At 70.3% G+C, this 18,285-nt stretch carries 20 protein-coding genes; 12 read left to right on the top strand and 8 right to left on the bottom strand.

Features of this window, described 5'->3' with window-relative positions; translation table 11 throughout:
• Nucleotides 1-3: 3 nt before the first annotated feature.
• From ACMYLB_RS17980 to ACMYLB_RS17960, 5 genes are read left to right on the top strand one after another with little or no spacing between them, the layout of a single operon-like run.
• A complete protein-coding gene (locus ACMYLB_RS17980; RefSeq protein ID WP_415908319.1) occupies nucleotides 4-2,151 on the top strand; it encodes a hypothetical protein in 2,148 nt (715 codons plus the stop codon).
• On the top strand, nucleotides 2,106-2,339 hold the full coding sequence (locus tag ACMYLB_RS17975) for a hypothetical protein (protein WP_415908318.1): 234 nt from the start codon (nucleotides 2,106-2,108) through the stop codon (nucleotides 2,337-2,339). Before ACMYLB_RS17980 ends, ACMYLB_RS17975 begins: the two co-directional genes overlap by 46 nt.
• Before the next feature lie 18 nt (nucleotides 2,340-2,357).
• A complete protein-coding gene (locus ACMYLB_RS17970; protein WP_415908317.1) occupies nucleotides 2,358-3,257 on the top strand; it encodes a tetratricopeptide repeat protein in 900 nt (299 codons plus the stop codon).
• Nucleotides 3,197-3,706 carry a hypothetical protein gene (locus ACMYLB_RS17965; protein ID WP_415908316.1) on the top strand — a complete coding sequence of 170 codons (510 nt, stop codon included), beginning with the start codon at nucleotides 3,197-3,199 and terminating at the stop codon, nucleotides 3,704-3,706. Before ACMYLB_RS17970 ends, ACMYLB_RS17965 begins: the two co-directional genes overlap by 61 nt.
• A 20-nt stretch (nucleotides 3,707-3,726) precedes the next feature.
• Nucleotides 3,727-4,389, top strand: coding sequence for a hypothetical protein (locus ACMYLB_RS17960; protein WP_415908315.1), 663 nt, complete (start codon nucleotides 3,727-3,729; stop codon nucleotides 4,387-4,389).
• Here ACMYLB_RS17960 and ACMYLB_RS17955 read toward each other — a convergent pair.
• Together ACMYLB_RS17955 and ACMYLB_RS17950 are read right to left on the bottom strand one after the other, a co-directional pair.
• The gene (locus tag ACMYLB_RS17955) at nucleotides 4,355-5,569 is read right to left on the bottom strand and encodes a nucleoside monophosphate kinase (RefSeq protein ID WP_415908314.1); all 1,215 of its coding nucleotides are present in this window, start codon (nucleotides 5,567-5,569) and stop codon (nucleotides 4,355-4,357) included. The two genes, ACMYLB_RS17960 and ACMYLB_RS17955, sit on opposite strands and share 35 nt — an antisense overlap.
• Before the next feature lie 94 nt (nucleotides 5,570-5,663).
• Nucleotides 5,664-8,318, bottom strand: a complete 2,655-nt coding sequence (locus ACMYLB_RS17950; protein WP_415908313.1) for a DUF3656 domain-containing U32 family peptidase — start codon at nucleotides 8,316-8,318, stop codon at nucleotides 5,664-5,666.
• Nucleotides 8,319-8,407: 89 nt separating this feature from the next.
• Here ACMYLB_RS17950 and ACMYLB_RS17945 point away from each other — a divergent pair, with 89 nt between their 5' ends.
• Nucleotides 8,408-8,758 (top strand): hypothetical protein, encoded by a 351-nt coding sequence (locus tag ACMYLB_RS17945; protein ID WP_415908312.1) that lies wholly within the window; start codon nucleotides 8,408-8,410, stop codon nucleotides 8,756-8,758.
• Here the strand turns inward: ACMYLB_RS17945 and ACMYLB_RS17940 are convergent.
• Complete coding sequence (locus ACMYLB_RS17940; protein WP_415908311.1) at nucleotides 8,755-9,999, bottom strand: MFS transporter; 1,245 nt, start codon at nucleotides 9,997-9,999, stop codon at nucleotides 8,755-8,757. The two genes, ACMYLB_RS17945 and ACMYLB_RS17940, sit on opposite strands and share 4 nt — an antisense overlap.
• 39 nt (nucleotides 10,000-10,038) lie before the next feature.
• Nucleotides 10,039-10,977, bottom strand: coding sequence for a LysR family transcriptional regulator (locus tag ACMYLB_RS17935; RefSeq protein ID WP_415908310.1), 939 nt, complete (start codon nucleotides 10,975-10,977; stop codon nucleotides 10,039-10,041).
• A gap of 106 nt (nucleotides 10,978-11,083) precedes the next feature.
• Between ACMYLB_RS17935 and ACMYLB_RS17930 the strand changes: the two genes are divergently transcribed.
• The 5 genes from ACMYLB_RS17930 (at nucleotide 11,084) to ACMYLB_RS17910 (ending at nucleotide 13,632) form a co-directional block, all read left to right on the top strand.
• Nucleotides 11,084-11,260, top strand: coding sequence for a hypothetical protein (locus ACMYLB_RS17930; RefSeq protein ID WP_415908309.1), 177 nt, complete (start codon nucleotides 11,084-11,086; stop codon nucleotides 11,258-11,260).
• A 185-nt stretch (nucleotides 11,261-11,445) separates the two neighbouring features.
• A complete protein-coding gene (locus tag ACMYLB_RS17925; RefSeq protein ID WP_415908308.1) occupies nucleotides 11,446-11,961 on the top strand; it encodes an RNA polymerase sigma factor in 516 nt (171 codons plus the stop codon).
• Nucleotides 11,954-12,343, top strand: coding sequence for a hypothetical protein (locus ACMYLB_RS17920; protein WP_415908307.1), 390 nt, complete (start codon nucleotides 11,954-11,956; stop codon nucleotides 12,341-12,343). The genes ACMYLB_RS17925 and ACMYLB_RS17920 overlap by 8 nt, the downstream gene beginning before the upstream one ends.
• The gene (locus ACMYLB_RS17915; protein WP_415908306.1) at nucleotides 12,313-12,531 is read left to right on the top strand and encodes a hypothetical protein; all 219 of its coding nucleotides are present in this window, start codon (nucleotides 12,313-12,315) and stop codon (nucleotides 12,529-12,531) included. The genes ACMYLB_RS17920 and ACMYLB_RS17915 overlap by 31 nt, the downstream gene beginning before the upstream one ends.
• A 75-nt stretch (nucleotides 12,532-12,606) precedes the next feature.
• Nucleotides 12,607-13,632: a S1C family serine protease gene (locus ACMYLB_RS17910; RefSeq protein WP_415908305.1), complete on the top strand. Its 1,026-nt coding sequence runs from the start codon at nucleotides 12,607-12,609 to the stop codon at nucleotides 13,630-13,632.
• A 112-nt stretch (nucleotides 13,633-13,744) separates the two neighbouring features.
• Here the strand turns inward: ACMYLB_RS17910 and ACMYLB_RS17905 are convergent, their stop codons facing one another.
• On the bottom strand, nucleotides 13,745-14,272 hold the full coding sequence (locus ACMYLB_RS17905; protein ID WP_415908304.1) for a DUF4199 domain-containing protein: 528 nt from the start codon (nucleotides 14,270-14,272) through the stop codon (nucleotides 13,745-13,747).
• 91 nt (nucleotides 14,273-14,363) lie between these two features.
• Complete coding sequence (locus ACMYLB_RS17900; protein WP_415908303.1) at nucleotides 14,364-15,164, bottom strand: TIGR00266 family protein; 801 nt, start codon at nucleotides 15,162-15,164, stop codon at nucleotides 14,364-14,366.
• Nucleotides 15,165-15,444: 280 nt separating this feature from the next.
• Here ACMYLB_RS17900 and ACMYLB_RS17895 point away from each other — a divergent pair, with 280 nt between their 5' ends.
• Nucleotides 15,445-16,983 carry a PhoH family protein gene (locus tag ACMYLB_RS17895; protein WP_415908302.1) on the top strand — a complete coding sequence of 513 codons (1,539 nt, stop codon included), beginning with the start codon at nucleotides 15,445-15,447 and terminating at the stop codon, nucleotides 16,981-16,983.
• A gap of 43 nt (nucleotides 16,984-17,026) precedes the next feature.
• Here the strand turns inward: ACMYLB_RS17895 and ACMYLB_RS17890 are convergent, their stop codons facing one another.
• Together ACMYLB_RS17890 and ACMYLB_RS17885 are read right to left on the bottom strand one after the other, a co-directional pair.
• The gene (locus ACMYLB_RS17890) at nucleotides 17,027-17,656 is read right to left on the bottom strand and encodes a DUF6580 family putative transport protein (RefSeq protein WP_415908301.1); all 630 of its coding nucleotides are present in this window, start codon (nucleotides 17,654-17,656) and stop codon (nucleotides 17,027-17,029) included.
• Nucleotides 17,657-17,729: 73 nt separating this feature from the next.
• Nucleotides 17,730-18,284: a cob(I)yrinic acid a,c-diamide adenosyltransferase gene (locus tag ACMYLB_RS17885; RefSeq protein ID WP_415908300.1), complete on the bottom strand. Its 555-nt coding sequence runs from the start codon at nucleotides 18,282-18,284 to the stop codon at nucleotides 17,730-17,732.
• Nucleotide 18,285 lies beyond the last annotated feature (1 nt).

Raw genomic sequence — 18,285 nt, 5'->3', positions numbered from 1 at the left:
CCCTTGAAAATCTCCGTCAAGCTGAACTCCGCCTGGCGGCGCGACCTCCCGCCGGGCGACCGGCGCCTCTGGCTGCTGCGCGCCGTCGCCCTGCGCTTCGACCGCGGCATGAAGGTCACCTGCACCTGCGAGATCCTCTGGAAGCGCCTGCTCGCGCTCCTCGCCGCCGCCGCCCTGGCGCTCTACCTCCTCGCCGCCACCGCGCTCTTCCTCTGGTGGGACCGCGTCCCGGGCAACCAGGTGACCTGGCTCGACGTCGTGACGCTCCCGGTCCGGGCCGGGCACGTGCGCCAGAAGCGGGGCGACAGCGCCATCGCCGCCGCGCTCGAGCGCCTGCGCGAGAAGGACGCCGTCGAGGCCTTCTACGGCCTCCGCGCCGGCCTCGTGCGCTCGCCGGCCAACGCCGCCGGCCGCGTCGCGCTCGCGCGCCTGATGCTCGGTTCCGACCCGCGCGGCGCCCTCGCGCTGCTCGAGGACGGACTGGCCTATTCGCCCGGCGACCCCGAGCTGCTCCGCGCCCTCTTCAGCGTCTACGCGGCGCAACAGGCGCGCGCGCGGGCGCTGGAGACGACCGCGCGCCTGCTCTCCGCCGCGCAAAGCCCGGCCCTCGACGCCGCCGCCCGCGACTGGGTGCGGGACACGCGCGCCGCGCTCCTGCTGACCGCACGCAACCCGGCCGAGGCCGAGGCGGCGCTCGCCGTGCTCCCGCCGGACGCCGCGGGCCCCGAGGGCGAGCGCGCCCGGCGCCTGCGCCTCAGCGCCTGCGTGCAGCTCGGCCGGCTCGACGAGGCGCGCCGCCTGCTCGCGACGCTGCCCGGCACCTCCGCCGACGATTTCCGCTCCCAGGCCGAGGTCGCCATCGCCGCCGGCGACGCCGCCGCGCTCGATTCCGCGCTCACCCGCCTCAAGGCCGCGGCACCGGGACAGCCGGCGCCGCTCATCTTCGCCTTCAACGCCTGGCACCAGATGAAGCGCCTCTCCTACCGCGACCGCACCGAGGCGGAATTCTTCCGCTTCTTCGGCGGCAACGACGCCGCGCTGCAGCTCTTCGCCGCCGCCGCGGTGAACCTCGAGTTGCCCGACGTCTTGCGGCGCACCGAGCAGATCGCGCTCGCCAGCCGCCTCAGCCCGTTCGCCTTCCGCGTCCACCTCACCGAGCTGGCGCTGCGGCGCGGCGACGTCGACGAAGCCTTCCGCCGCCTCCGCGAGTGGGAGCCGACGATCGAGACGCTTGCGCCCGCGCAGCGTTATTACCCGGAGTTCGTCCGCCGCCTCGTCCGCGCCAGCGTGCCGGGCGGCGAGCAGCAGAGCGCCGGCCTGGTCAACCACCTCGGCGACCTGCGCGGCCGCGCCACCGTCGGCATGTATGAGCTGGCGGGCAAGGTCCTCGCGCGCGCGGGCAATTTCGCCGGCGCCCGCGACGTCGTGCAGCTCGGCCTGCGCCACTATCCGCACAGCGATCCCCTCCTGCGCCTCGCCCCCGACCTCGCGGCCGCGGCCGACCAGCAGGCCGCGGCGAAGACGCCCTCCGCCGCCGACCCGGCGCTGCCCGCCGTGACGGTGCCGCCGACCGCCGCCGCCGCGCTCGCGCAGCTCGACGCCGCGCTGGCGGACGAGGCCTTCGGCACCGCCGGCGATCTGCTGCGCGCCATCCGCGCCGCCCGCCCGGCCTGGTTCGACCGGGCCGCCGGCGACCTGGCGCGGCGCGAGACCGAGCTGGCCGTCCTCGCCCAGGATCCCGCCACCGCGCGCGCGCGCGTGCACGGCTACCTCGAGCGGCCGCGCCCCGACGCCGACCTGCTCGCACTCGTCCAGTTCGCCCAGCGCCTGAGCCAGCGCGGCCGGGTGGCCGAGGCGCGGTTGCTGCGCGACGAACTCGCCGCCGTCCGCCCGTCCGGTCCCGTCGCCGCCGCCTGGCAGCGGCTGGAATTGCCCGACGACCTCGCCGCGATCGCCGCCACGGCGGCGACCGCGCTGGCGGAGATCGAACGGTCGCTGCGTCAAAACCGCGCCGACGACGCGCTGCGGCTCATCGAACACGTGCGGCAGAAATCGCCCCCTGGCTCGCGGAGTCCCGCGCCGACCTCGGCGCGGCGGAAGTTCGTGTGCGCCTCGCGCTCGACCAGCGGCCGCGGGCGCTCGTGGCCCTGAAGGAGATCGTGATCCGGCCCGGCGCGTCGCGGGCGGCGGCGTTCAAGCTCGTGCGCCAGCTGCTCGCCGAGGGGCAGGCCGACACCGCGCTGCTGCTGGCCCGCGAGATCGCGCGCCTGCTGCCGGACGACAAGGCCGCGGCGACGCTCCTGCGCGAAGCGGAGGCGCCGGCGCCGGTCGGCAACTGACCGCCGCGGCTGTTTCCCGTGCAACTCCGCATCCAATCCTCTTCCGGCTGGCGGCGCCGGCTCGCGCCCTCCGACACGCGCCGGTGGTTCCTGGGCGCGATCGGCTGGCGCGTCGAGCTCCAGCGCGATCCGGTGTGGGACATCGTGATCTACTGGAAGCGCCTGCTCGCCGCGCTCGCCGTGCTCGCGGTCGCCGGCTACCTCGCCGGCGTGACGGCGCTTTATTACTGGTGGGGCCGGCAGGCGGAGACGCGCGTGGCGTGGATCGACCTGGCGCTGGCGCCCGGGCAGCCGGAAAAGTTCCGCCGGATGCGCGGCGAGCGCCTGCTCGCCCTCGGCCAGAGCCGGCTCGAGCAGGGCCAGCTGGTCGAGGCGGCCTTCAACCTGCAGGCCGGGCTGGCCCGCGCGCCGGACAACCTCGCCGGCCGGCTCGCCCTGACCCGGATCTGGGCGGTGCTGGACCGCGCACGCGCGCTGAAGACGATCGAGGACGGCCTCGCGCGCTCGCCCCACGAGCCCGCGCTGCTCGACGCGCTCTTCGATCTCTACGCGCTGATGGGCGCGGAGGCGAAGGCGCTCGAGCGCAGCGCGGCCCTGCTGGCGCCGGACCGCCAGCCGCCGCTGACCGAGGCGGCGCGCCGTGCGGTGACGAATGCGCGGGCGAGCCTGCTGCTGGTGCGGGAGCCGGCGGCGGCGCTGGCCCTGCTGGCGACCCTGCCGGCCGACGCCGGCTCGCGCGCGGGATTGCGCTCGGTGCTCCTTTCCTCCGGGCGCTGCGGCAACTCGGCCGCGACGGCGAGGCCGCGGCGCTGTTCGGGCAGCTGCCGCCCGCGGCCCGACGCGAACCGCGGACGGAGATGGAGCTCGCGTTGGCGGCGGGCGACGCGCCCGCCTTCGAGAGCGCGGTGCGCCGCCTGAAGGCTGAGACCGCGGTGAACCCGGTCGAGACCGCGCTGCGGGCGATCCGCGGCTGGCACGAGCTGCGGCGTCCGAGCTTGCGCGACGGCGCGATCGTCGAGTTCCTGCGCTTCCACGGTCCGGACGAGCGCGCCCTGCAGGCGCTCGGCGCCCTCGCGGTCGAGCTGGACCTGCCGCTCGTGCTCGTGCGCGCCGCGCAGGAGGCGGAGCGTCGCCGCTTCAACCCCTTTGCCTTCCAGGTGGACGAGACCGAGCTGGCGCTGCGGCGCGGCGACCTCGCGGAGGCGCGCCGTCGCCTGCCGCTGTGGGAGAACACGCTGCCCGAGCTGCCCGAGGCGCAGCGCGACGTCCCGGAGCTCTTCGCGCGGCTCGTGCGCGCGGCCGGACCGGACGGCGACGCGCAGAGCGCGGCCCTGACGGCGCATCTGCTGCGCTGCGGGGGCGGCTGAAGCCGGGGTTCTTCCCGCTCGTGATCACCGTGCTCGAGCGCGGCGGCAACCTGTCCGCAGCCGCGCAGGCGGCGGAGATCGGCCTGCGCTTCCTGCCCCAGAGCGATGCGTTGCAGCGGGAATACCGGCGGCTCGGCGAGGCCGTGGCGCGCCGGAAGATCACCGAGGCTCGGATGAGCGCGGCCGCGGCCAGCCCGCCGCCGGCGACGGCGCCGGACGAGCCCGGCGCGCAGAATTTCGGCAGCGGCGCGGCCGCGCTCGCGGCGATCGACGAGGCGCTCGCGCTCCACCAGCCGGACCGGGCGCTGCGGGTGCTGCGCGCGGTGCGCCGGAGCGGGCCGGAATGGCTGGCCGAATCCGAGCCGGCGCTGGCGATGCGCGAGTTCCGCGCCCGGCGCGCCCTCGGCGAGATGCCGGCGGCGATGATCGTGTTTCGCGACCTGGCGCTGAAACCCGGCGTGGCCCGCGCGGCGGCGTTCCGGCTCGTGCGCGAGTTGATCGCCGAAGGCGAGGGGACGCTGGCGCTCCAGCTCGCGCGCGAGATCGTGCGGCTGGTGCCGGGCGAGCGCGCGGCGGCAGTGTTGCTGGGCGAGGCCGAGGCGGCGGCGCCGGCGGAAAAGGGCGCGGCCGGCGCGGCGGAGGCGGGCGTCAGCCCCGGCGCAGTTCCGAGCCGCGGAACTTGATGATGAAGCGGTGGACCTTCTTCTGCCGGCAATGGATCTTGCCGGTGGCGAGGTCGAAGCGGTCGGGCACGTCGACGCGGATGATGTCGACGACAGCGTGGTAGCCGCGCTCGGAGAAGATATCGATCAGCATCGCCAGCGCCTGCGGCTCCTCGAGGATCGGGTCCTCGCTGTTGACGTTGGAGTGGCCGGAGATCGCGTGCCGGATGATGATCGGCATGATTTTCTTCTCGATCAGCGCGATGACGCGGGCGAAGAGCTCGGGCTGGTTGAGGGCGTAGCCGTCGAGGCGCTTCACCAGTTCCTGGCGGGCGTGGACGATGACGTCGCTGGCGAGCGGGAGGGTGCGGAGCTGGTCGTAGGTGCGCGGGTCAAGCTCGAGCGAGCTCTGGTAGGCGAGTTCGTCGGCGATGGCCTTCTCGACCTCGTGCAGCGGGCCCTGGGCGTTGACGAGGTGGTAGTGGAAGACGTCCTTGAGCGAGAGGAGGGCGTCCCAGGTCTGCTCCTTGAACACGCGGTAGCGGCGGGCGGCGAGGCTCTCGTCGAAGTCGGTGGCGCGCTCCTCCCAGAGCTGGCCGCGGCCGGAGGTGCGGACCTCGTCGTTGTGCGCCTTCGACTCACGGCCGCGCTTGATCTGGCGGGCGATGGACTCCTTCTCGTCGACGAAGAGGACGACGATGTGGACGATCGGCTGGCGGAAATGGATGCCCAGCGGCGTGCCGTAGAACTCGCGCCAGAGCTGAATCATCTTTTCGTAAAGCATCTTCAGGCACTCGACCTGCACCTTGGTGCGGGGGAAGCCGTCGAGGATGACGCCGTCGCGGTATTCCGGCTTGAGCAGCTGGCGCAGGAGGACGCTGAGCACCTCGCGGTCGCCGATGAGCGAGCCGGCCTCCTTGAGGCGCTTCATCTCCGGGGTGTCGAGCAGCGCGCTCATGACGATGGGCGCGCAGGTGAGGCCGCGGGCCTTGAGGATGTAGGGCGTGTTGGTGCCCTTGCCGGCGCCAGGGGCGCCGCCGAGGAGGATGAGTTCCTTGGGGAAGCGCAGGTTTTCGCGGCCGTAATCCGCCTCCAGGTCCGCCCAGATCGGCTCGAAGATGACCGCCGCGTCCTTGATCTCGAGATCGGGCGAGGCGGAAACGGGCTGGGTGGCGGAGGCTTGCGGAGAGGTCGGGCTCATGCGGACGGGCGCGGGCACACTAGAAAGCACCCCGGGCGACGCGACAAAAAAGGCGGTTTTGACGCGGCGATTAGCCCGCGAAAACGGGCCGCGCTCAGTTCTTCTTGCGCAGGAGCTGCGGCGCGGCCTCGAGCTGGCCGCGGGTCACGCCGAGCTGGTTGATGAGCTTGAATTCCCGCCAGAGCTCCGCGCCGGTAATCTCGCCGCGCAGCAGCTGGCGGTAACGGCCGACGGTGCGCTGCAGTTCGTCGGCCGATTCGTTGAGGAACTCGATGCGGAAGGAGCGCGCGCCGAGCGCGAGCAGGCGGTCGACGAACTCGGCGCCGGTCTGCGCGCGGGCGTTGTAGACGGTGTTGCGGCAGCCGGCGTCGGCTTTCAGCGGGTGCTCCGCGCCGATGCGGTCGCGCAGGCGGACGTCGTGCCGGTCGCAGGGCCGGCCGCAGGAGCGGTAGTCGGTGCCGTCCGACAGGAAGGCGCAGAACACGCAGTGCTCCATGTGAAACATCGGCATGTGTTGGTGCAGCGTGATGTCGAACCACGCGCCGGGCGCGCCGGAGAGCAGCGCCTCGAGCTGGGCGACGTTGAGGTCGTAGCTCGCGGTGACGCGCTCGAGCCCGTAGCGCTCGCGGTAGTAGGCGGCGGTGAGCGGATTCGCGACGTTGAGGGAAAAATCCCCGCGGCGGCGTTTGTCCGCGAACCATTTCAGGTGATCGTAATTGCGGACGAGATAGCCGTCGGCGTCGCACGAGAGCACCTGCTTGAGGATCCATTCCTCGCCGGGCTTGAAGATGCGTGGGGCGGCGACCCAGAGCGTCGCGGTCGGGTCCTCCCCGCGCAGCTCGCGGAAGCGCTGCACGGCGTCGCGGTATTTCTTCGGGTCCTCGAACTCCGCGTAGATCGTGCGGGCGCCGGCGGCCCAGGCGGCCTCGAGCTGGTGCAGGTGGCGGATGACGACGATCAGCTCGGGCGCGGCGGCGGGACGGGCCTCGGGACGCGGCTGCAGGCGGGCGAGCGGGGCGTCGTCCCGCAGGCGCCAGCGCTTCGGCGCGGCGCGCTGGGCGTCGAGGTCGGCGACGACGCGGCGGCGCAGCTCGTTGAGCTCGCTCACGGCGAGGTGCACGGCGCCTTCGAGGTGGTTGGCCAGCTGGCCGAGCTCGAACGGCGTGCCGCCGAGGCGGCCGAGCTGGTCGCGCAACCGCTCGGTGGAGAGCGGCTGCTTCTCCGCGGCGGCGAGCGGCGCGGCGGATTGCGCCCGCGCGACGTGGCCCTCGGCATCGCGGGCGAGGAGCGTCAGCGGCGCGCCGGCATGGCCGTGGACTTCGAGGTCGATCGGACGGCGGAAGCGGATCTGGTCGCCCTCGAAGGTCGCGCGCAGACGCCGGTCGAGTTCGGGGTCGTTGGTCTTCCAGACGCGATGGCCCGGGCGCACGCGGTCGAAGTCGATGTCGCCGCGGCCGAAGCGCAGGAGCGTCTCGGTCGCGCCCGCCTGCGAGTGGGCGCCGCGCGGCTGCACCTGGTAAACGCGCCCGCCTTCCTCCTTTATCTCGGGATTGCCGGCGTCGAACACGATGCCATCGCCCGGTTTCAGCGGCGCCTCGAGGGCGACCACCACGAAGTCCGGGCCGACCTGCGTGACCGGACCGAGAAAGACGCCGCGCTTGGTGCCGAAGCGCGCATGGGCCAGCTCCTGGTTGTTGATGCCGCGGAACCAGCCGGTGTAGAGGCCGCGGGAAAAGGTCATCTCGAGGTCGTAGCGGGCCGCGGCGGGCGAAAAGGCGAGAGCCGAGGGCTGAGGGCTGAGAGCCGGAGAAGGCGTTGCGCGGATCGCTTTCGAGCTCTCGGCTCTCGACTCTGGGCTCTGGGCTGGCTGGGCCTCTGCGAGCGCGCGGTCGAGCGCGGCGCGGTAGACGCGGGTGATGTTGGCAACGTATTCGGGGGACTTGAGGCGGCCCTCGATCTTGAGCGAGGCGACGCCGGCGCGCACGAGGTCGGGCAGCACCTCGAGGCCGGCGAGATCCTGCGGGCTGAGCAGGTAGCGGCGGTCGCCGAGCTCGACGCGGGTGCCGTCGGAGATCAGCTCGTAGGGCATGCGGCAGGCCTGGGCGCACTCGCCGCGGTTGGCGGAGCGGCCGCCGAGCGACTCGCTGGTGAGGCACTGGCCGGAGTAGGCGACGCAGAGCGCGCCGTGGACGAAGACCTCGAGCGGAAGCGCGCCGGCGGCGGCCTTCTGCGCGGTCTGGATGGCGGCGATCTCCGCGAGCGAGTTTTCGCGCGCGAGCACGACGAGGTTGGCGCCGAGCTCCTTGGCAAATTCAACGCCGGCCGCGCTCGTCACGGTCATTTGTGTCGACGTGTGGATCGGAAAATCCGGCGAGAGCGCGCGGATGAGGCGGCAGATGCCGACGTCCTGCACGATGGCGGCGTCGACCCCGGCGGCGATGATGCTGCGCAGGTAGCTCTCGGCGTCGGCGAGCTCGTCGGCGAACACCAGCGTGTTGAAGGTCACGTAGCCGCGCACGCCGCGGCGGTGCAGGAACTCCATCAGGCGCGGCAGGTCCGCGATGGTGAAGTTGTGCGCGCGCATGCGGGCGTTGAAGCGCTCGAGCCCGAAGTAAATCGCGTCGGCGCCGTTCTCCACCGCGGCCCGGGCGCATTCCCAGTCGCCCGCCGGCGCGAGGATTTCCGGGCGCGCCGGCGCCGTCCTGGACGGGGCGGCGGCTGACGGGAGGAGGCTGGGCGAGGTGGACACGCAACGCCTCTGTTAGCGCCGGAGGAGCGAGCTGCAACTGATAAGCGGGGCGGGCGGGAACTTTGGACGCCACGGGCGTCTAACTCAGCATGCAACTCGCCAAACGGATTCTGCTGATCGGAGCGTTGAGTGGAGCCATCGCCGGGGCGCAGCCGCCCGTTCCGCCGCCCCAGCCGAGTGCCTACGAGGAGGCGCGCGGGCTCTACGTGGACGCGGCCCTGGTGCAGGTGCAGGCCTATCGGAAAAACCTCGATGCGGCCATGAAGTCGGCGCCGGACCAGGGCGCGCAGTGGGCGGAGGCGAAGCGCCTGCTCAAGACGCTGGAGGCCCTCATCTCGCGCCTGCGTTCCGCGGCGCCGTCGGAGTTCGACGCGGTGAAGGCGACCTTCGAGCGCACGCGGATGGAACTGGATCGCGCCCTCGCGGGCGGCGCCGGTTAGCCCGCCTTGGCCGGAGCCGGCGCGAGCGTCTGCGGACGCGCGGCGTGCGGCGCGGCGGCGCGCAGGCGCGCGGCCAGGTAGATGGCGCCGGCGAACGCGACCACGGCGAGGTAGCCGACGCGCGGGTAGCCCTCGAGGCGTCCGCTGGCGGCCTCGCGGGCCACGAAGATGCCTGCGATGGTGTTGGCGAACGCGCTGGCGCCCTGTTGCACGGCGGAGTTCACGCTCATGAACCCGCCGCGGTAGCGCGCCTCGACGGAGTTCGTGATCAGCGCCATCGCGGGCGGGAAGCGCCCGGACATGCCGATCATGAACAGCGTCGTCACGATCAGCGCGACGGCGACGGGCACGACCGGAAGGTGGGTGAGGACGACGGTCGCGAGGCACGCGAGGGCCGTGATCGCAGCGAAGACATGGAGCTTGTCGTGGCGGTCCGAGAGGCGCCCGAACCACGGCATGGTGAAGAAGGTGAACGCGCCGCCGGCGAGGTAGACGAGCGGGAGCTGGGCCTCGGTCAGGCCGACGTTGGTGACCATCGACGGCGCCATGAAGGGGATGATGCAGCCGCCGGCGAACACCAGCACGGCCGAGAGCGCGAAGCCGCGGAGGTGGATCGGATGGGTGCAGATCGCGCGCATCTGCTGCCACGGGTGGGCGTCGACCGGATGCGGCGGCAGCGCGGGCAGCACGCGCCAGCCGATCACGCCGATGACGAGGCTCATGGCGGCGAGCAGGAAGAACGGCGCGTGCCACTCGAACCAGCCGGCCAGGGCCAGGCCGCACGGCACGCCGAGCACGGAGGCGATGGGGAACGAGGTCATGACCACGCCCATGGCCGCACCGCGGCGCTCGGGCGGGATGACGTCGCTCACGGCGGCGGTGACGACCGAGCCCGCCAGGCCGCCGAAGGCGCCGGCGGCGAAGCGCGCGATGAGGAGGAACTGATAGCTGGGGGCGAGGGCGCAGGCCAGGGTGGAGAGCCCGAAGCCGGTGTAGAGGAAGAGCAGTGCGCGCTTGCGGTCGTAGCGGTCGAGCAGGAAGCCGCCGATGAAGCCGGTGAGCGCGGCGGCGATGCTGTAGGCGGCAACGAGCCGGCTGAATTGCGCCGGGCTGATGTCGAACACGCGCATCAGGTGCGAGCCCAGCGGCATCAGGATCATGTAGTCCATGACGTGGGTGAACTGGACGGCGGCCAGCGTGAACAGCAGGAGGCGCTCGTGGATGCGTGGTTGGGCCGACATGAAGCGGACGACGGTTCTCAGTTTTGCCCGGCGTGCAACTCAGCTTCGCGTCGCGCCCGGGGGCCGAAAGGGCGGGGTGGTGGTGAGATTGCTCTGCATCGGACCCACGACCGCGTGGGCGGCGTCGGAGAAAATGCGCGCGCCCTTCGTGTGGTGGTGGCGATAGTGGCGGATGAGCGAAATCTCGCGCATCGGCACCTGGCCGCTGAACTTGCGGTAGACGAGGCCCGCCGGGTCGTTGGTGGTGCGCGCGCTGCGCGGCAGGACGCTGATGCCGGCGCCGAGTGCGGTCAGGGCCTTGGCGGTGGAAAGCTGGGCGACGCGGTGCGCGATGCGCGGCTCGAAGTCGTGGTCGCCGAGCAGGCGCTGCACGAGCGTCGCCGTGGAGGAGCCGGTGCCGAGCATGACGAAGTCCTGATCGCGCAGATCCTCGAGGGTGACGCTCGCGGCGTTGGCCAGCGGGTGGTTGGCCGACACGGCGAGCAGGAGCGGCTCGGAAAACAGCACGGAGGTCTCGATGCGCGGCTCGTTCACGGGCATGGAGACCACGCCAAGGTCGATTTCGCCGTCGAGCACAGCCTGGACGACGGTTGGCCTAAAATCCTCCCAGCTATTGAGTTGGATTCGGATTTCGTTGGCACGGCAATAGGCCAGGATCGCGGGCAGGAAAAAGTGCGCCACCGTCGGGATGACGCCGACCGAGACGCGGTGGCCTTGCGCCGGATCCTCCTTGAGCTCGCGGATCGCATCGTCCGCTTCGGCGAGGATCCGATGGGCGCGCTCCAGCAGGAGTTCGCCGGCGGTAGTGGGGGCGACCTTGCGGCCGAGGCGGTGGAAGAGCTTCTGCCCGAGCTCTTCTTCCAGATTCAGAATTTGCTGGCTTAGAGATGGTTGAGAAATGAAGCAGCGGGCGGCGGCTTTGGTGAAATTCCCCGTTTCGGCCACGGCGACGAAGTAGCGGAGTTGGTAAATTTCCATAGATTTAGGCTATGGAATGAATAGAAACGAAGTATTTCTCCTATTGCAAGGCTCGTGGTAATCTCTGCCCCGTCATCCAAGACAACTCACCGAAAGGTTCACCCACATGAACACCAAGACTCTCCTCCAATCCGCCGCCCTCACGGGCACCCTCGCCGTCGTCTTCTTCGAACTGGCGAAGGTCAACACCGACCTCCCGCTCCTCGGCCTGGTGGTTGGTTATGCCGCCGCGGTGGCGATCCTGGCCTTCGCGGCCTTCGACGGCGCCAAGCGCACGTCCTGAAAGTTTCAGCCGAAAGCATAGTGTGCAAATGAGGCCCGGGTTAGGGGTAGCCCGGGCCTCTTCTTTTTCCCTCCACGCCAGGGCCGGTTCAGCACCGGCCCTTTTTCTTTTGCCCGGTTGCGCGAATCCGGGGGCGGGATAAACAAATCCCCTGCGGCATGACGCTTTTCAGGAAACAACGAATCATGGAGGCCACGCGTGCATCCCCATCCTGGAAAGACTGGTTCGAGGCTTACGGACCCAAGCTGCTGCTCTGTGCGCGGCAGTGGACCCGTTCGCTGGCGGACGCCGAGGACGTGGTCCAGGAGGCCTTCGTGCGCTACTGGCGCCACCAGCGGGAGTTGCCGGGCGACCCGCAGGCCTTGCTCATCACCTCCGTTCGCCGTGCCGCGCTCGATCTGGCCCGCCGCGAAGGCCGCCGGATCGCCCGCGAGGAGAAGGCCGACGGCGGCCTCGAGGAGCGCGAGGGGATTTTTGAGCCGCTGCCCGGCGATGGCGACGAGCGGCGGGCAGAAATCGAGGCCGCGCTCCAGCGCCTGCCCGAGGAGCAGCGCGAGGTGCTCGTGCTCAAGATCTGGGAGGAACTCACTTTCGAACAAATCGGCGAGCTGCTCGGCATCTCGCCCAACACCGCCGCGTCGCGCTACCGCTATGCGCTCGGCGCGCTGCGCAAGGAATTGAAGCCGCTCAGTTATGGATGACACCTCACTCCAGGATCTGGAAAACGAACTGAAGGCGCTGCGCCCGCGGCGCCCGTCGGTTCTGCTCCGCGCCCGGGTGGAGCACGAACTCTCGCCGTCCGCCGATGCCGCCCGCCCGGCCACAGCCGCGGCTCCGGCAGACCTCCCGACCTACACTTCCGCCACCACGCTGCGCTCGTGGAAGTGGTTCAGCTGGCAGATGGCGGCGGCGGCCAGCGTCGCCCTGGCGGTGTCGCTCGCCGTCTGGCACTGGCAGTCTGCCGAGCCGGCTGCGACGCGCGCGCCCGAGCCGGAGCTGGCCCAGGCGACGCCGACGGCGGCGCCCCCGCGACCGAGTTCCAGCCGCAGGCCTTGGCCTCGCGCGACACCTACCGGCCGGTGAAGGCGGCCAACGTCCTCTACGACCTTCAGGACGAGGGCCCCGTGCTCCTCGAGGACAACACGCCGGCCCGCCGCATCCGCGCGCGCTACGTCGACACCTACACCTGGAAAAATCCCGCCACCAACGCCTCGCTCAAATGGAGCGTGCCGCGCGACGAGGTGCGGGTGATGCCCGCGAGCTTCCACTGATTTTGCAGACCACCCCCGGGTGACGCGTCGGCTCCGGTTTGCAAACCGATGCGTCGCCCCAATCCCACTCCGAACATGAAAAATTCCGTGCGTTATCTTCTGCCCGCCGCCCTCGGCGGCCTCCTCGCCGCCTCGGCTCACGCCACCACCGTGGTCCGGCACGTCGATCCCAACGTCGTCCGCATCCAGGTCAGCGACCCCGTCCGCGTGCGGGTCGAGAAGGGCGACAAGTCCGATCCGAAACTCGCGACCGAGAAAGTCACCTTCCTCGGCGTCGAGACCGCCCCGGTGCCCGACGCCCTCGCCTCGCAGCTCGGCCTGGCCGAGGAAATGGGCCTAGTCGTCCGGCGGGTGGCCGCCGACAGCCCGGCGGCCGCAGTGCTCAAGGAGCACGACGTGCTGACCCGGCTCGGCGATCAGCAGCTCGTCGACCAGCGGCAGCTCAGCGTGCTCATCCGCGCGAAGAAGCCCGGCGACGAGGTGAAGCTCACGCTCTTCCGCGGCGGCAAGGAAATCACCGTCACCGCGAAGCTCGCCGAGCGCGAGGTGCCGCGCGTGCTCGGCCTGCGCTCCGGCGACCTGCCCGGTCCCGAGGCCTTCCGCTTCTTCGAGGGCGACGGCGGTCCGGCGATCCAGCACCTCCGCGAGCTGCCCGGCCTCGCGCGCGACGAGCTCAACGACGTCCTGCGCATCATCGGGCGCGAACGGGGCAACTGGTTCGCCGGTCCGCGCGTGCACGTTTTCAAGCGCCACGGCGGCTCGTCGCTGCTGAACATGGCCGAGGGCAACTTTGCCTATTCCGACGACGAGGGTTCGATCGAGATCACGGCCGGCAAGGGCCAGCGGGAGCTGACGATGAAGGACGCCAAGGGCAGCGTCACCTTCAAGGGCCCGATCAACACCGACGAGGAGCGCGACAAGCTGCCGCCGGAGGTGAAGAAGCGCCTGGGCAAGATCGATTCCGCGACCATCGACTTCGAGGCGGACGACAATCTCGAGCAGGAGGGCGCCGCGGTGAAGGCGCCGGAGAAGACCAAGACGAGCGGCCATCCGGCTCCGGATGCCGCTCGTGCGGCCCGCGGCGCGCTGCGCCCGTTCTAGGCTGGATTTCCCGCGCGCCTGGTGTGGCGCGCCGGTGTGTGCAGAAACGAATCGAGGCCGTCCCCGGGTTGGGGACGGCCTCGCTCGTTGGAAAGGCAGGATCAGCGTGCGCTCACATCGGCGGCGGCTCGGCGCCCTCGGGCGCGGCGCGCTTCAGGAAGGCGGAGGCGACGAGGCCGATGATCGTGCAGATGATCGTGTTGAAGATCGGCGACATGATCGCGAGCACCGGCGGGCTGTAGAACAGCCGCACGCCCTTCTCCATGCCGGCGAGCTGCTGCTCCGACATGTTCGCCGCGTTGGGCTGGCTCTTGATGAATTCGACGAGGTAATCGATGAAGTTCGGGTTGACGAACTTGAAGTGGATGAACGCGTAGATGCCGCCGAAAATGCCGGAGTAGAGCCCGATCATCGCTGCCGTGCCGACGCCGCGGCCGTAGCTGAGCGACTTGTGCGGCGAGTCCTCGCGCACCGCGCGGATGCCGAGGACCGCGACCGCGATCATCGCGACCCAGACCGTGTATTGAAACCATTGGCCGTGGGCGATGTTCTCGCCCTGGTAGCCGAGGAAAAAGCCGACGAGCGTCAGCGCGATGTTCGCGAGCGCGAGATAGATGCCGTAGGTCAGTGTGGTGCTCATTGCGCTCCGATCCAAGCCGGTCGGCGCCGTCCCTTCAACCCGCTAGGGACAAACGGCTCCGCCACGGGACGAGCGGCGGAGCAGGTGAGAATCAGCGGTTGTCGCCGTCGAGCACGCGGCCGAGGCCGCCGAGGATCGAGCCTTCCTCGCGGCCGCCGCGGCCGGTCTGCGGCGCGGCCGCGACGATGCGGCCGGCGAGACGCGAGAAGGGCAGCGATTGCAGCCACACCTTGCCCGGGCCGCGGAGGCGCGCGAGGAACAAGCCCTCGCCGCCGAAGAGCGCCGACTTGATGCCGCCGATGAACTCGATGTCGTAGTCGACGCCCGGCTGCAGCGCGACGAGGCAGCCGGTGTCGACGCGCAGGGTCTCGCCCGGCGCCAGCACGCGCTCGTAGAGCGTGCCGCACGCATGCACGAAGGCGAGGCCGTCGCCGCGCAGCCGCTGCATGATGAAGCCCTCGCCGCCGAACAACCCGACGCCGATGCGCTTCTGGAAAGCGATGCCGATGCTCACGCCCTTGGCCGCGCAGAGGAACGCATCCTTCTGCGCGATCAGCTCGCCGCCCATCTCGCCGAGGTGCATGGGCAGGATCTTGCCGGGATACGGCGCGCCGAACGCCACCCGCCGCTTCTGCATCGAGCGGTTGCCATAGACGGTCATGAAAAGCGACTCGCCCGTGAGGACGCGGGTGCCTGCGCCGAGCAGCGAGCCGAGAAAACCGCGGTTCTGCTGCGAACCGTCGCCGAAGATCGTCTCCATCTCGATGCCGTCGTCCATAAACATCATGGCGCCGGCCTCGGCGACAACCGCTTCGTTGGGGTCGAGCTCGACTTCGACGAACTGCATGTCGTCGCCGTTGATGCGATAATCAATCACGTGCATGGGATTCATGGCGAAAGGACCCGCAGGTTCGCGGAAAAGTCGCGCCTCGGCACCTTGAATCTGACTGCGCTTTTCCACCCGCGCCCCGAACGCCGACGCCTGCGGGCGCGCGATGCGCGGCGGGTTCGGGAGGGAAAACGCGCTCTTCCGAGCCCAGTGCCGCTGCCGCTTGCGGGCGTTCGCGCGGTCAACGCCCGTCAGTTCACGAGAATTTTTCACCAATTTGCGATTATCGCATTTACAAAACCGCCAAGCGGATACATGGGTTGCTCACAAGTTATCCACGTCGATGGAATCCACACTGAGTGGGGTTTACAATCCACCGCAGCATCACGTTGGCACGAAGGTTAAGACCTACGTTCTGGACACGAACGTCCTGCTGCACGACCCGCAGTCGCTGTTCAAGTTCGAGGACAACAACCTCGCGATCCCCGTCGAGGTGCTCGAGGAACTCGACGCGATCAAGAGCGAGCAGTCGACCGAGCGTGGCCGCAACGCGCGGCGCGTGCACCGGCTGCTGCAGGAGCTGCTGCCCGACTCGCGCTCGATGCACGAGGGCGTGAAGCTGCCCAACGGCGGCACGCTCTCGATCATCATCAACCGCTACCTCGTCGAGAACAACTGGTCGACGCCCGCGATGCAGCGGCTGCGCGCCGTGGTCTCGGATTTCACGAAGAAGGACAACCGCATCATCGCGGCCGCGCTCTTCGTGCAGGAAACCTTCCCGCCGCCGACGATCCTCGTCACCAAGGACGTCAACGTGCAGCTCAAGGCCCGCGCCGTCGGCCTCGAGGCCGAGGACTACCTCAACGACAAGGTCCCCGAGGCGCCCGACACCGACTCGTATCAGACGCTCTCGCTCGACGTCTACGAGATGCAGCGCTTCTTCTCCGAGGGGCAGTTCGCCATCGCCGACGAGGTCGCGAAAAAACTCTATCTCAACGAATACGTCCTGCTCATGACGCCCGAGGGCAAGACCGCCCCCGGCCGCTACTACGGCCAGGGCGTCGTGCGCCGGCTGCGCTTCCCCGAGTTCGTCAAGGCCCCCGGCGGCATCCCGATCCGCCCGCGCAATCTCGAGCAGCAGTTCTTCATGGACGCGCTGATGGACGACTCCATCTCGCTCATCACCTGCTTCGGCAAGGCGGGCACGGGCAAGACGCTCCTCTCCACCGGCTGCGCGCTCCACCAGATCACCGACCCGGAGAACGCCCGCTACGACGGCCTCTCGATCTCGCGCCCCGTCATCGCCCTCGGCAAGGACATCGGCTTCCTCCCCGGCTCGCTCGAGGAGAAGATGAAGCCGTGGCTGCAGCCCTACCACGACGCGCTCGAGGTGCTCATGCCCTCCAAGCTGCCGAAGGAGCCGCAGTTCGCCGCGAAGAAGGTCGGGAAGAAAAAGCGCAAGCACGACGAGATCATCGGCAGCATGACCGCACCGCAGCCCGCGCACGGCGGCGGCAATGGCAACGGAAACGGTCTCCCGCCGATGAAGCCCTACGAGCGCCTGATCAAGAACGGCCTCGTCGAGATCGAGGCGCTGTGCTTCATCCGCGGCCGCTCGATCGCCCGCCGCTTCTTCATCCTCGACGAGGCGCAGCAGCTCACGCCGCACGAGGTGAAGACCGTCATCACGCGCATTTCCGAGAGTTCGAAGATCGTGCTCATCGGCGATCCGGCGCAGATCGACAACCCCTACGTCGACGCGCGCAGCAACGGCCTGGTCTTCTGCCACAACCGGATGAAGGGCCAGTCGCTCCACGCGCACGTGAAGCTCTCCAAGGGCGAGCGCTCGCGCCTGGCCGAGCTCGCGGCCGACCTGCTCTGAGCCTCCGCTCCGGTCGCGCGTCCGGCGGACCGGCGGCGGGCGCTCAGTCGGTCTTGGCCTCTTCCGGGGCGGGCGCGGCCTCTTCCTCGCTTTCCTCCTCTTCCTCCGTGCTGTCGAGGAGGCTCGGCTCGCCCTTCCGCTGCGCGACCAGTTCCATGATGCCGGCGAAAAGCCCGGTGAACATCAGGTCGCCGAACAGGGTGTTCTTGAAAAAGTAGATCGTCGGCGGGAATTCCGGGTGGCCGATCGTCAGCGCCTGCCACCAGCCGGCGAGCGTCTTGGCGTAGAAGGGATCCGACCACCACGACTGCGTGTTCGTGACGAGGTAGAACAGCAGCGCGCCGAGCAGGCTGCCGTTGAGCAGCCACAGCCACGACTTGCGCGTCGCGACCCAGCGGCCGATCAGGATCGCGGCGGCGAAGCACGCGAAGCGCGCGAAGTAGCCCGCCGTCGGCAGCGCGTAGCCGTATTCGCGCGCGTAGAACCAGTTGATGTAGATGTCGGAGAGGCACAGCGCCACGAACGGCACCGCCCACGTCCAGCGCTTGCGGAAATACACCGCGCCGCAGAAAGCGATCGCCATCACCGGCGAGATGTTCGCCCAGGAGAAATCCATCGTCGCGAGCACGCGGGCGAACGCGGCGATCAGGATGAGAACGATGGGCAGCCACATGACAGGTCCACTTGTGGGCACTCCGCGGCGGAAGACAAGCGCCGCTTCCGCGGCCCGCCGGGGCGGAGCGGGGCTAGCGGCTTTCCGCCTCGCGGGCCAGGAGCCAGAGCAGGTCCGAGGCGCGGTTGAGATACTGCAGCAGCAGCGGGCGCACGGTCTTCCCGCCGGCCGCGAGGCCGGAGACCCGGCGCTCGGCGCGGCGCGCCGCGGTGCGCGCGAGTTCGAGCGCCGCGGCGTGCAGGTTCGCGCCAGGCGTGGCCCAGCCGTCGAACTTCGGCTGGCGGGCCTCGATGGCGGCGACGGCGGCGTCGAGGCGCGCGAGCGCCGCGGCGTCGATCTGGGAAAATTTCGAGGCGGCGTAGCGCCCGGCGTCGGCCTCGGCGCAGGCGATCTCGCCCATGAAGGCGACGAGCTCCTGCTGGATCCGCTCGAGCTCGGCGCGGTCCGCGCCCGCGGGCTGCGTCGCCTTGGCGAAACCGAGCGCGGCGTTCAGTTCGTCGAGCGCGCCGACGGCCTCGATCTGCGGGTGGTGCTTGGGCACGCGCTGGCCGTAGAGCAGGGAAGTGCTGCCGTCGTCGCCGGTGCGGGTGGCGATGGAGCGCGCGGGAGCTTTGCCGGCTTCGGCCATG

The sequence above is a fragment of the Oleiharenicola sp. Vm1 genome, from assembly GCF_047777955.1.
GTDB lineage: Bacteria > Verrucomicrobiota > Verrucomicrobiia > Opitutales > Opitutaceae > Didemnitutus.
This window is presented reverse-complemented; position numbering and strand designations above follow the sequence as displayed.